Source organism: Proteus sp. G2675 (genome assembly GCF_963886535.1).
GTDB classification, from domain to species: domain Bacteria; phylum Pseudomonadota; class Gammaproteobacteria; order Enterobacterales; family Enterobacteriaceae; genus Proteus; species Proteus mirabilis.
Map to the genome: position 1 here is coordinate 64927 of NZ_CAWPCB010000038.1, position 13267 is coordinate 78193.

At 41.0% G+C, this 13267-nt stretch carries 10 protein-coding genes; 2 read left to right on the forward strand and 8 right to left on the reverse strand.

Annotated features, from left to right (window positions below; genetic code table 11):
• Positions 1–94: 94 nt before the first annotated feature.
• From selB to fdnG, 6 genes are all read right to left on the reverse strand, one after another.
• A complete protein-coding gene (gene selB, locus AACQ49_RS13565) occupies positions 95–1957 on the reverse strand; it encodes a selenocysteine-specific translation elongation factor (protein ID WP_161779097.1) in 1863 nt (620 codons plus the stop codon).
• A complete protein-coding gene (gene selA / locus AACQ49_RS13570; RefSeq protein ID WP_004249787.1) occupies positions 1954–3345 on the reverse strand; it encodes an L-seryl-tRNA(Sec) selenium transferase in 1392 nt (463 codons plus the stop codon). Before selA ends, selB begins: the two co-directional genes overlap by 4 nt.
• A gap of 15 nt (positions 3346–3360) precedes the next feature.
• Positions 3361–4281 (reverse strand): formate dehydrogenase accessory protein FdhE, encoded by a 921-nt coding sequence (fdhE, locus tag AACQ49_RS13575; protein WP_004246539.1) that lies wholly within the window; start codon positions 4279–4281, stop codon positions 3361–3363.
• A 198-nt stretch (positions 4282–4479) separates the two neighbouring features.
• Positions 4480–5136 carry a formate dehydrogenase cytochrome b556 subunit gene (gene fdoI, locus AACQ49_RS13580; RefSeq protein ID WP_161779098.1) on the reverse strand — a complete coding sequence of 219 codons (657 nt, stop codon included), beginning with the start codon at positions 5134–5136 and terminating at the stop codon, positions 4480–4482.
• Positions 5133–6071: a formate dehydrogenase subunit beta gene (gene fdxH / locus AACQ49_RS13585; protein ID WP_004246537.1), complete on the reverse strand. Its 939-nt coding sequence runs from the start codon at positions 6069–6071 to the stop codon at positions 5133–5135. The genes fdoI and fdxH overlap by 4 nt, the downstream gene beginning before the upstream one ends.
• 11 nt (positions 6072–6082) lie before the next feature.
• Positions 6083–9130, reverse strand: coding sequence for a formate dehydrogenase-N subunit alpha (fdnG, locus tag AACQ49_RS13590; protein ID WP_080633831.1), 3048 nt, complete (start codon positions 9128–9130; stop codon positions 6083–6085).
• Positions 9131–9309: 179 nt separating this feature from the next.
• Between fdnG and fdhD the strand changes: the two genes are divergently transcribed.
• Positions 9310–10140, forward strand: coding sequence for a formate dehydrogenase accessory sulfurtransferase FdhD (gene fdhD / locus AACQ49_RS13595; RefSeq protein ID WP_004246534.1), 831 nt, complete (start codon positions 9310–9312; stop codon positions 10138–10140).
• 159 nt (positions 10141–10299) lie between these two features.
• On the opposite strand, the gene AACQ49_RS13600 is transcribed toward fdhD, so the two are convergent.
• On the reverse strand, positions 10300–11175 hold the full coding sequence (locus AACQ49_RS13600) for an ATP-grasp fold amidoligase family protein (protein WP_004246527.1): 876 nt from the start codon (positions 11173–11175) through the stop codon (positions 10300–10302).
• A gap of 291 nt (positions 11176–11466) precedes the next feature.
• Positions 11467–12009 carry a flagellar biogenesis regulator UmoA gene (gene umoA / locus AACQ49_RS13605; RefSeq protein WP_004246526.1) on the reverse strand — a complete coding sequence of 181 codons (543 nt, stop codon included), beginning with the start codon at positions 12007–12009 and terminating at the stop codon, positions 11467–11469.
• A gap of 214 nt (positions 12010–12223) precedes the next feature.
• Here umoA and AACQ49_RS13610 point away from each other — a divergent pair, with 214 nt between their 5' ends.
• A complete protein-coding gene (locus AACQ49_RS13610; RefSeq protein ID WP_004246525.1) occupies positions 12224–13195 on the forward strand; it encodes a nitrilase family protein in 972 nt (323 codons plus the stop codon).
• Positions 13196–13267 lie beyond the last annotated feature (72 nt).

The window sequence follows — 13267 nt, forward strand, 5'->3', positions numbered from 1 at the left end:
TAGTGATTAAAAGTTTATTGATAAAGACAAGCGAAGAATACCTTAATTGGCTGAATGCTTACATTCAGCCAATCATAAAGAGTAACCTGTTAAGTTAGAATAACCCTTTATCTCGTAAGATATGAAGATCTTTTTTACGTCGAGTGAACCCTGTTCGGTCAAAATACTCAAGAATTTGTACGGCAAGTTTGCGACCTACGGCCAGTTCATCACGAAAATCGGCTGCGGTTACACTGCCGTTAGTTTCGTTATATTTTACGATGATAGCGGCAAATTTTTCTATCGAATCATGAGTATAATAGCGATCGGCAATAATGGGGATAATAAGACCTAGTTGAGCGGCTTTGCGTAATAAGCTTCGTATGACTTTTTCATCATTTTTCATTTCATGGGCGAGATCACGAACCCACCAAGGTTCTGATTGTTGAAAATAGTTTTTGGCAATCTGCCATAGTGCCTCTTGCTCTGCTGAGAAGGCTAACCCATGTGTTGGTAGATGTAGCCAGCCTCGAGTTTGCTTAATAGCGCCTTCTTGGCGTAACTGATCAATTAAGTGATAAACCAGCTCATCGTGATAAGTGGGAAGAGCCATACGTTTTAAACGGGAACGACCCACACCCATTTGATCGTTATGTTGCTGGTGATATTCTTCTAGTGTGCGTAATAGTTTTGCTTTGGCCTGTTCAGCATTGGCTTTCGAAATGACGACGCCGGAAATAGAAATAACATCAAAGGTGGTTAATAGCGTATCAAGTGCAGTTTCCGTCAATTGCTGTGCCCAAGCAAATTGTGTCAATAACAATTCACCTTTGGGTAAATAGAGTGCGAGGTTATCACTCACCGTGTTGGCTTTATCAAGTGCTTTTAGCCAAGATAAAAACTCAGCTTGTCGTTTACCCCGACGAGGAGAGTGTAAGCAGAGCACTTTGGCCGCCGCTAAAGTTCGTTGTGCACTGATATCACGTAAAATCAGTCTATCGTTATCCACCAGCCACAAGGGTTCATCAAGAATAAGCTCTGCTAATAGCGGTGTTTCATCGGTATTATTTAATAGTGCAATACGTCCTGTAATATGGCGTGTACCATGATGAATATGAACCGGTTGCCAATGTTTAATAGGTTCATCAGCTGTTAGGCTGACTAATATTTTGTGTGAAGGATAAAGTGGTGCTTGTGATAGTAACCAATCACCACGAGAAACCGTTTCTTTACTGACATCACCACTAATATTTATCGCAATGCGCATACCCGCACCAGCTTGTTCTACTGGCTGATTTTGCGCATGTAATGCCCTAATTCTTACCGGTTTATCTGCACCGGTTAGCCAAAAAGTATCACCTAGCGCAATTTGCCCGGCAAGTGCAGTACCTGTGACCACCAAACCCGCACCTTTAATACTAAATACACGATCAATTGCTAAGCGAAAACGCTTATGCCATTGAGGGTGTTGTTGCTCTTGCTGATGTAGGGTAACTAAATAGTCTCGTAATGGCGCGATACCCGCACCCGTTGAGGCAGAAGTAACAAAGATTTGTGGTGCTGACCAACCTAGATTAAGTAAGTGTGTGGTTATCTGCTGTTTAACTTCATCAATACGTGGTGGCTCTACACGATCTGCTTTGGTGAGGATCACTGTGATGTTAGGACAACCGGCAAGACGTAAGATAGCTGTATGTTCAATAGTTTGTGCCATCACACCGTCATCACAAGCGACAATTAATAAGGCGTGAGAAATTCCCCCAATACCGGCCAACATATTAGAAAGAAACTTTTCATGACCGGGGACATCGACAAAACCAATGACTGATCCATCGGTTTGTGGCCAATAGGCATAACCTAAATCGATGGTCATACCGCGTTTTTTCTCTTCAGGTAAGTGAGTCGTATCTACACCGGTGATCGCTTGTATTAATGTTGTTTTTCCGTGGTCTACGTGACCGGCTGTCGCAAAAATCATAGTGATAGAGCCTGTATTAATGCATTTTCATCCTCAAGACAACGTAGGTCGAGCCATAAGCGACCATCCGTAATACGGCCGATAATAGGTTTTTCTAGGTTACGCCAATGTGCCGCAAGGGCATCTAATTGACTTCCTTTCCCATCTTTGGCAGCAAAGGTAAGGGCTGCACTGGGTAAGCTTTCAATCGGTAACGAGCCACTTCCTATTTGCGAAGCACATGAGGATATTGTGATATGGTAGTTATCGCCATAATATGCCTGAAAATGAGGAAGTAACCGTTGCGCCATATCATGAATTTCGGTTTGTGTACGAGTGAGTAAACGTAATGTCGGGATATCCTTGATCATTTTTTCAGGTTGTTGATAAAGTCTTAAGGTGGCATCTAATGCTGCCAATGTCATTTTATCGACACGTAACGCTCGTTTTAGAGGGTGATGTTGGATGGCTTCTATCCACGCTTTTTTACCTAGAATAATTCCTGCTTGTGGGCCACCTAATAGTTTATCTCCTGAAAAAGTGACTAAATCTATACCCTGTTGCAAATAGTCCTGTGGCATCGGCTCGCTAGGTAAACCCAGTGCAGCCAAATTGGTCATAGAGCCACTGCCTAAGTCTATGGCGGTGGGTAAATTCATCTCTTTACCCAGCGCAGCAAGTTGTGCACCTTCAACTTCAGCGGTAAAGCCTTGAATGCTGTAGTTGCTGGTATGAACTTTCATTAGCAACCCAGTATTTTCGTTAATCGCGTTACGGTAATCTTTTAGATGGGTACGGTTAGTGGTTCCCACCTCTTTTAAACGACATCCCGCTTGGCACATCACATCAGGAATACGAAAAGCACCGCCGATTTCAACTAATTCGCCACGAGAAACAACCACTTCTTTATCTGGTGCGACGGTGGCCAGCATTAATAAAACAGCAGCTGCATTATTATTAACAATACAAGCATCTTCGGCGCCAGTTAATTCACATAACAGATCGGCAATGGCTCGATCACGATGTCCTCGAGAAGCACCATCAAGGGAGTATTCTAATGTTGCCGGAGAGCGCATGACTTGGCTTACCGCTTCAATCGCTGACTCTGCCATTAACGCACGACCTAAATTGGTGTGTAATACCGTCCCTGTTAAATTAAAAACCGGTTTTATGGCGGCTTTTCGTTGTAATGCAATACGATTTTTTAATTCTTCCGCCCAATTATCATGCCATTGCGGTAACTGATTATTTTGTCGAATAATGATACGCGCTTCTTCTTGTAGTTTGCGTAAATGTTCAACGATAAAGGTCTGCCCATAACCATCAACTAAAGTTTGAATGTCAACCTGATGGAGCAAACTGTCTATCGATGACAGTTGACTGTAAAGTGAACGCGTATCATGTGTCATGTTAATACCTAATTATTATTCATTGGGGAATAGAAGGGGGTTAATACTACTGCGTGCAAAACCTTCTTCTTCCATTTTTGCATCAAGAATAAGGGAGGCTAAATCGTCAGCTACAGCATCGACGTTAGCATCTTTTTCTTGGTATAAAATTTTTAAATAACTACCACAATCGCCACAGCTTTCTGCTTTGACTGGCGCATTTTCACTATCAAGAGACCAGTAATTTAATTTGCCCGTTAGTTCACAATTAGTACATTTTATACGTACCACGTGCCATTCGGTTTCACATAAATTACAGTGTAAATAACGCAGTCCTTGAGTGGTGCCAATTTGTACCATACTCGATACAGGCATACTGTTACAAACGGGGCAAAATTGGCGATTTTCGCCATATTCTGTTTTCGCTTTACCGGGAATGTTTGCCGCCAGTTGCGCCCAGTAAAGTGATAATGCCGCCCAAATAAATACTGATTTATCAGCGGAAACTTTTGAGTATTCATCGTTTAATAGTGCTGTTGCCATCTCTTCTAATTCGGTTTCAGAGGCTTTAGAGAGATTTTCTAAGGCAATTTTAGCACTTTCAGGTACAACGGATTGTAATTCCGCAATGATTGAGGCGAGTAATGCATGCCAATGCTTACTACGCTTAAAGGTCTTTTTATCTAACGGCGCTATACCCGTTTGTTGAGAAAGTAACGGGGTTAAATCTAATTCAAGCGGGTTATCATGTAATGCTTTTTCTTGTGCTAAGGCAATTTCGGCAGCAAATTCAAGATAATCAGCGAAAGGATTGTCTTTGGCTAATGCTTGAAAACGTTCAGCACGACGTTGGTAGAGGTTTTTTAAATTCGGGAATAACACCGGTGGAATAAAGCTGATGCTTTTTTCTGATGGCTCTTTACCTAATTGCTCTTTAGGAACGATGCGAATACTCATAACGTTCTATCTTCCTTCATAGTGTATTACCTACAAATATTGGCATCAGAATAATGCAAAATTTTACTTGAAGCCATGACAGCAGGTAAGGATATAGTCAATTTCTTGTTTATTTACGCTTGAAGATGATCGGGTAAATAAAATAAAAACGGAGGCAACAGTCAGCCTCCGTTTGTTCAGCAAATTAGCGTTAGTGCATTATTTCTGTGACTGCTTTTCGGCTTCTTTTTTCTCTTCTTCCAGTACTTCACGATACCAGCGAGGATGGTGTTTTTTCGCCCAACCGCGAGTCACCCAACCTTCAACCATGCTACGAATTGAGCCTTTCACCCAAAACGCTGCATAAGCGTGAACGATAACGGTAATAATCAGTAAGATTGCGGCAAATGAGTGCACCAGCAATGCAATACGAATCACCGGAATGGAGAAATATTCAGCAAAATAAGGACGCCAGATGATGATGCCACTGACCGTCAGCAGGATCAAACTGATAGATAATGCCCAGTAAATGCCTTTCTGACCTAAGTTATAGTGACCAATATCACCCGCTTCTTCATTTTTTAGCACTTTATGAATATTTTTAGCCCAAACTAAGTCATCTTTATCAATACAGTTGTACTTCAGGTATCTGAAGAACATAAAGATAAACAAAATCGCCATCGCACTCCCCACAAATGGGTGAAGTAAACGTGACAGTTGAGGCGTACCTAAAATGTTCATAAACCAGTTCAGAGATGGGAAGAAGAAACCCAAACCACTGATGGCTGTGAATAGAAATACAATCACAACAACCCAGTGATTAATTCGCTCTGATGCGGTATGGCGAAGAATTTTATCACCTTTCTTCTTCATCATTTTTGCTCCTCCTTATTCACAGAGGTCTGTGTTTTAGAAGATGCTTCCATCTCTTTTTGTGCCGCTTCTTCATCTTCTTCGGTGGTGCGGTTAGGGCCAACACCTAAGTAGTGGAAGATAGCACCTGCAAATGTAGCAGCAAAACCAACCGCCGCTAATGGTTTCCAAATACCTTTCCAGAATTTAACCGTAGAGCTAATTTCTGGGTTTTCTGGTAAACCATGGTACAGGTTGGGTTTATCCGCGTGATGAAGCACGTACATAACGTGTGTGCCACCAACGCCTTGTGGATCGTAGAGTCCAGCGTTGTCATAGCCACGAGTTTGTAACTCTGTAACACGTTCATTGGCAAGATTAATCATCGACTCTTTTGAGCCAAAATGGATAGCACCAGTCGGACAGGTTTTAACACAAGCCGGCTCTTGACCCACTTCAACACGGTCTACACACAAGGTGCATTTATAAGCACGGTTATCTTCTTCATTAATACGCGGTACGTTAAAAGGACAACCAGCAATACAGTAACCACATCCGATACAGTGCTCAGATTGGAAGTCCACAATACCATTAGCATATTGAATGATAGCGCCTTCCGCAGGACATGCTTTTAAACAGCCCGGATCAGCACAATGCATACAACCATCTTTACGGATCAACCATTCCAATTTGCCATTCTCTTCAACTTCAGAGAAACGCATCACTGTCCATGATTTAGCCGTTAAGTCCGTTGGGTTGTCATAAACACCGACGTTAGTACCAATTTTATCGCGGATATCGTTCCATTCAGAACAAGCAACCTGACAGGCTTTACAACCAATACAGGTGGTGACGTCGATAAGTTTTGCCACTTCTTCCTTGTAATCCCGCACTTGTGGTGCGGGAGTAAGGGAATTGGTGGCAGAGCGACGAATAATGTCTTGTGATTGCAGTGACATAATTTATCTCCTTACACCTTTTCCACATTAACAAGGAACGCTTTAAATTCTGGCGTTTGTGTATTTGCATCACCGACGAATGGCGTTAGGGTATTAGCAATAAAGCCTTTAACCGCAACCCCTTCAAAACCCCAGTGGATCGGAATACCAATGGTATCCACTTTGCGACCATCAACATCAAGTGTTCTAATACGTTTGGTCACTACAGCTTTTGCTTTAATGTAACCACGTTTGGAACTGACTTTAACGGTATCACCTTGAGAAATACCTTTTTCTGCCGCTAACCGTTCACCGATTTCGATAAATTGTTGAGGCTGAATAATGGCATTTAACAGCGCATGTTTTGTCCAGAAGTGGAAATGCTCAGTCAGACGGTAAGTCGTACCTACATATGGGAACTCTTCTGCTTTACCCATCTCTTCCCAGTCATCTTTAAACACACGTGCTGCTGGGTTTGAAACAACATTTGGATGCAGTGGGTTGGTACCTAATGGGGTTTCAATTGGCTCATAGTGTTCAGGGAATGGACCTTCTGCCATCTTGTCGATAGCGAATAAACGCCCCATACCTTCAGGTTGCATAATAAATGGACCAACATCAGAGCCAGGTGCGGCATTGCTATAGTCAGGTACATCAATACCTGTCCATTTGCTGCCATCCCATTCGATTAACTTGCGTTTTGGATCCCATGGTTGACCTTGTGGATCTGCTGATGCACGGTTGTAAATAATGCGACGGTTTAAAGGCCATGCCCACGCCCAACCTAATGTGTTACCCAAACCTGATGGGTCTGAGTTATCACGGTTAGCCATTTGGTTGCCTTTTTCTGTCCAGCTACCCGCGAAGATCCAACAGCCACTTGCCGTTGTACCATCATCACGTAACTGAGCAAATGAGCTTAGTTGCTGACCTTTTTTCAAAATGATATTGCCATCAGCGTCTTTTAAGTCGACAAGGGCTTTACCATTGCTCTCTTGAGCCACTTCTTCAGATGTTGGATTATTAGGATCAAAGTAATCCCAAGTCATATTCAACACCTGCTCAGGCATTGCGCCACCTTCTTCTTTATAAAGTTGGCGTAAACGATGGAAAATACCTGAGAGAATTTCACCATCAGGCAGTGCAATTCCTGGGGCATCAGCACCTTTCCAGTGCCATTGTAACCAGCGTCCTGAGTTAACAATAGAGCCGTTCTCTTCAGCAAAACAGGTAGTAGGTAGACGGAAAACTTCAGTTTGGATATCTGCTGTTTTCACATCATTCTCTTCACCGTGGTTTTGCCAGAAACAAGATGTTTCTGTATTTAGCGGATCCATGGTGATAAGGAATTTCAGTTTTGATAATGAACGGATCACTTTGTTCTTATTCGGGAATGAAGCTACAGGGTTAAAGCCTTGGCAGATATAGCCATTGACTTCACCTTTATCCATCATTTCGAAATATTGCAGAACGTCGTATGGTTTATCCCATTTAGGTAATAGTGAGAATCCCCAATCGTTATCACGTTGAGCATGATCACCATAAAATGTCTTCATCATACTGACGAAGAATTTAGGATAGTTACCCCAGTAGTTAACCTGCCCTTGGACGGTCGGTTTTGGCGTATTAGCTGCTAAATAGGTTTCTAACGATGTTTGCTTTTCAGAAGGCAAGGTTAGGTAACCTGGTAAGCTTTGTGATAACAGACCAAGATCTGTTAAGCCTTGAATATTAGAGTGACCACGTAGAGCATTAACACCGCCACCTGCCATACCCATATTACCTAACAGTAATTGGATCATCGCCATAGTACGAATGTTTTGTGCACCAACAGTGTGTTGAGTCCAGCCTAATGCATACAGGAAAGAGGCTGTTTTATCTTTCGCTGCTGTTTCAGCAATATATTCACAGACTTTTAAGAAATCTTCTTTTGGTGTACCGCAAATCTGAGTGACCACATCAGGTGTGTAGCGACTAACGTGTTCTTTTAATAGATTCCAGACACAACGAGGATGTTGAAGCGTGGTGTCGCGTTTAGCGAAACCATTTTCATCCATCTCGTAATTCCAAGTGGTTTTATCATATTGACGTTTTTCAGGATCGTAACCACTAAAGAGACCATCATCAAAATGGTAATCTTCGCGCACAATCAAGCTGGCATTGGTATAAGCCTCAACGTACTCTTTTTGATATTTTTTATTTTCGAGCAGATATAAGATAACCCCCGATAAGAAGGTGATATCTGTACCTGAACGAATAGGCGTATAGAAATCCGCAACAGACGCAGTACGTGTGAAGCGAGGATCAATCACAATTAACTTGGCTTTATTATGGATTTTAGCTTCCATCGCCCATCGGAAACCGACAGGGTGTGCTTCAGCCGCATTACCGCCCATAACGACGATAAGGTTGGCATTTTTCATATCAACCCAGTGGTTGGTCATCGCACCGCGACCAAATGTTGGAGCAAGACTTGCTACCGTTGGTCCGTGTCAGACACGCGCTTGGTTGTCGACAGCCAGCATCCCAAGTGCTCTTGAGAATTTCTGGGTCAAAAAGCCTGTTTCGTTACTTGCTGCGGAGGCACAAAGCATCCCCGTTGATAACCAACGGTTTACTTCAACACCTTCTTTATTGAATTTTTCGAAGTTGGCATCGCGATCTTTTTTCATTAAGCGTGCGATACGATCAAAGGTCTCTTCCCATGAAAGTTTTACCCATTTATCTGAGCCGGGAGCACGATATTCAGGATATTGTAAACGGCCTTTACTATGGATAAAATCAACGAGACCAGCACCTTTAGGACAAAGTGCACCACGGTTTACTGGGTGGTCAGGATCACCTTCAATATGGAATATGGTTTCTTTTGCGTTTTTCGCGCCATCGCCCAGACTATACATTAATAGTCCACAACCGACAGAACAGTACGTACAGGTATTGCGAGTTTCACGGGCACGCAGTAATTTATACTGACGTGAGCCTGCTAACGCAACAGCGGGTGCAAAACCTAAGGCAGCCGCTGTAGTACCTGCCATACCGCCAGCACAGATCTTAAAGAACTGTCTTCTGCTGACCTGCATGGGGTCTCTCCTCATCATACATTGCTTTTACTGACTCTGATTTTCTTCACGAAAACAGGAGCTGATTGTTTTTTTATTCCTATTATCCTTAATAGGATCAGGTTCATTGCCTGATAGGTAGTGTAAAATCGTTTTACCCGTATTGTTATTATGTATTAATAAAATTAGGAATTCATCTTATGGATGAAACAAAATCGACAAACTTGTTAACTAAACGTGTAATTGTTGGCATAGATCAAACAACTGTGCAACACAAAGGCTCCCTTAACCAAGCAGAGCAGGACTATATTGCACTCGAAGTTCCAGTTGCATTAGTGTACAACGGAATATCTCACGTTGTTATGATGGCAAGCCCTAAAAATTTAGAGTTATTTGCTGTCGGATTTTCCTTATCTGAAGGCATTATAGGATCTTCTAACGAAATTCGCAGTATTGAAATCGTTGAAAGTTGCCATGGTGGCACAGAAGTACAAATAGAATTATCAAGTCGGCGCTTTATGCAATTAAAAGAGCGACGTCGTAGTATGGCGGGGCGCACCGGATGCGGTATTTGTGGTACAGAACAATTAGCAGAAATTTTTCGCCCTATAGCGCCATTACCTTTTACACAAACATTTTCACTCTCTTTGCTTGATAACGCACTTGAGCAACTAAAAACCGTACAGGAAATTGGCGAGCTAACAGGATGTACTCATGCCGCAGCTTGGCTATCTCCTGAGGGGCAATTACAAGGCGGTTGCGAAGATGTCGGGCGCCATGTAGCTCTTGATAAGTTGATTGGCTTAAAAACACAACAAAAGTGGACAGAGGGTGCAATATTAGTATCAAGTCGTGCAAGTTATGAAATGGTGCAAAAATCAGCAATGTGTGGTGCCGAAATTTTATTTGCGGTTTCCGCTGCTACCTCACTCGCCGTTGAAGTGGCGAATCAATATAATTTGACGCTGGTGGGTTTTTGTCGCCGTGGAAGAGCAACTGTTTTTACTCATCCACAACGACTCACTGATTAACGTATGCGATGAAACATCATAAAAGTAAGTCGCTAATTGACTATTAGGGTTTCCACTTTATCAAGCGTGTTTTAAGCCTTATTTATTGAATGAACAGCCCCTAAAAGTTGGACGTTTCTAGTCTAATTTAAAGGGGACGTTCGTTAGTTCAGGGAGTTGCTATGAAGCAATAGGTGTCCATAGTTCACCTAATTTATAGTCCCACTCTTTTGGTTTAATGGGAATGCGCCCCGCATTGGGGGTAAAGGTCATTTCACTAAACAGTAGTGTGGTTTCTGACATTAAAAAATCGACCCGACAATAGGCAAAACCGTTAGCTAATTTGTTGGCTAATGTGAGCATATTGTCAAATTGTAGCGGTTTTTCAATATATTCTGGGGTATTGGGATCTTCTAAAGTAAAAGGCTGTAATTGCCATTGTGTATCATAAACATTGATATACTCGCATCCCTTTGTATCCGAAATATCAATTTCCGCATAATGAGGCTGACCATGAAAACAGTGGATACGGCATGTGGTTGGGATCATCGGACATTGAGTATCAAAAAGGTCGATATACTCTTCACAGATAATTTGCGCACTGATATTTTTATAATGCCATTCACGAGTAACGTGGTAGAGATTTCTCTTTAAATGAAAATTAAGTTTCTTTTTTGCCATCTCCAAATCAAATTGAGATTTATCAAGGCAAATAATAGTACTGCCACTGTCATGATTACATTTTAATACGAAACGGTTAGGTAGTGTATTAAGTTCGATTTCATTTGGATGGCGATAAGTATTAAGGATTTTGACCAGATATTTTTCGCCTATCTTTTCTTTTACATACTCCCTGACACTGATTTTATCTGCTAAGCGTGTATAGATAGGATCTCTATCAAATAACATACGTGCATTGATTTTTTCATTCAATGACATGGGGTGGCGAAAATTAGGTTGATAACCTAAGTTACGAATAAATTTATTTTTTAGATAAACACGATCTGGCTGTGCGAGCGTGCGTAATTGTTTGAAATAATATTCTAAAATTTTCATATGCAACTGTTTATTTTAAATATTTAAGTAAGATAAATATAAATTTTTATTTATATAATTTTGCCTTAGGAGAAATTAATTTTTTATTAATTTAGCCTTAATGTTTTTATGTATTTATAGAAAACAAAAATACAAAAGAATACAGATATATTCTTTGTTGTATTATCATTTTTTTATATAGAATCAATGGCTTTCTAGATAAGCTTTATAGAATAAAAAAACTATTATAGAAGAGAAAGCAATATTGACATTAAGAGAGAATTAATAAAAAGATGAGAAATTAAATATATATTAATATGTAGACCAATTTGTTATATTTATAGGTCTATCCCAGCGGTTAAAACGCAATCCTTTGCCTGTCCTATTTCCATGTGTATCTAAAATCTCATAATACTCTTCAACTATTTGGCTACGACCGCGTTGCCATTCATTGGTGGTAGCAGCAGGATCGATTAAATAAATATCACCGACAACGGTATATAACTCACCTAAATAACGAACTTTACGTGTGGTGGTGGTGGAATAGTGAGAGAACATCACTTGGTAGGTTTTATAGTGTTCAGGTTGCCCATAAGGGCCATATTTCATCGCAATATAGCGAATTCCTTTAGTACCAACAGGACTCGTGCCACCTGGCGTTGGCATATCGGGTGTAATATTAAAAAGAGTATAACGTGAGCCAACCGTTGGTTGCCTTAGCGCTTGGCGATAACTATAGCTATCCATTCCTGAAGCTGTCCATGTTCTATCCACCAGACCATTTCCTGCCCAACAATAGCAAGATAAGGCGAGTAAAGGGAATGAAAGAGGGATAAACAAGGCTCTAGCCAACATAAATACTCCTTTTTATTACTATTATGATGCCAGAAAACTAGGGTGTTATTCCGTAAAATAACGCTATAACAGCGTGCCATTTCTGATGCTTATCCCTTTCCATTCCAAAAGGTTATTAAAAACAGAAAATAATTGATTATATTTTGGACAAAAAAAACGTTTAGATAATAAAGGTGAAAAGGTGATAAATAAGACAGTGTAGAGGTAACCGTTTATGAACCCATTAACGACATTACGTGTTGCAAGCGTACAACTACAACATAAGGCTAATGATAAAGATTATAATTTAGCCAAAATACATCAGTTTATTGAGATGGCTGCCAGTGAAAAAGTGAATCTTCTAGTATTTCCTGAAATGTGTATCACGGGATACTGGCATGTCCCTAAATTACCGGCGCAACAGGTTTATGCATTAAGTGAAAAACTGGCTGATAGCGCATCATTAAAATCCATTAAACAAAAAGCACAACAGTATGCAATGGCTATTGGTGTTGGATTAATTGAACGGGATAACAATAATAATTTGTATAATACTTGGGTTGTTTGTATGCCTGATGGTTCATTACAAAAACATCGTAAATTGCATGCATTTGAACATCCGGTTATTTGTAGCGGAGATCAATACACCGTATTTGATACCCCATGGGGGATTAAAATGGGTATTTTAATTTGCTGGGATAATAATTTAGTTGAGAACGCACGGGCGACGGCGTTATTAGGGGCAGATATTTTATTGGCTCCTCATCAAACTGGCGGAACCCACTCTCGTAGTCCACACAGCATGAAACCTATTCCAATGGCGTTGTGGGAAAATCGTCAGCAAGATCCACAAGCGTTACAAGCTGCTTTTCAAGGTGAACATGGCAAAGGATGGCTAATGCGCTGGTTACCTGCTAGAGCTCACGATAATGGTATGTTTATCATCTTCAGTAATGGGGTTGGGCGTGATGAAGAAGAGGTGAGAACGGGTAATGCGATGGTTATCGATCCTTATGGACGTATTGTAAAAGAAAGCTGTGCGATAGAAGACGATATGGTCGTCACGGATATTGATTTAACGCTTTTGCCTGAATCAACAGGGAGACGCTGGTTAACGGGCAGAAGACCAGAGCTATATCAGATCCTCACCACTCGACAAGGTAATGAACAAGATCCGATTTCCGTTCGTTTTGGTAACAAGGACTAATAGAGATAATTATAAAAAGAGCATAATTATTTATCAGACAAAAGATTAACACCTAATATTAATTTTACTAAT

Bases quoted from the DNA above. Each gene is read 5' to 3' on its own strand.
- selB (WP_161779097.1), bottom strand. From the start codon at position 1,957: ATGATTTTTGCGACAGCCGGTCACGTAGACCACGGAAAAACAACATTA.
- selA (WP_004249787.1), bottom strand. From the start codon at position 3,345: ATGACACATGATACGCGTTCACTTTACAGTCAACTGTCATCGATAGAC.
- fdhE (WP_004246539.1), bottom strand. From the start codon at position 4,281: ATGAGTATTCGCATCGTTCCTAAAGAGCAATTAGGTAAAGAGCCATCA.
- fdoI (WP_161779098.1), bottom strand. From the start codon at position 5,136: ATGATGAAGAAGAAAGGTGATAAAATTCTTCGCCATACCGCATCAGAG.
- fdxH (WP_004246537.1), bottom strand. From the start codon at position 6,071: ATGTCACTGCAATCACAAGACATTATTCGTCGCTCTGCCACCAATTCC.
- fdhD (WP_004246534.1), top strand. From the start codon at position 9,310: ATGGATGAAACAAAATCGACAAACTTGTTAACTAAACGTGTAATTGTT.
- AACQ49_RS13600 (WP_004246527.1), bottom strand. From the start codon at position 11,175: ATGAAAATTTTAGAATATTATTTCAAACAATTACGCACGCTCGCACAG.
- umoA (WP_004246526.1), bottom strand. From the start codon at position 12,009: ATGTTGGCTAGAGCCTTGTTTATCCCTCTTTCATTCCCTTTACTCGCC.
- AACQ49_RS13610 (WP_004246525.1), top strand. From the start codon at position 12,224: ATGAACCCATTAACGACATTACGTGTTGCAAGCGTACAACTACAACAT.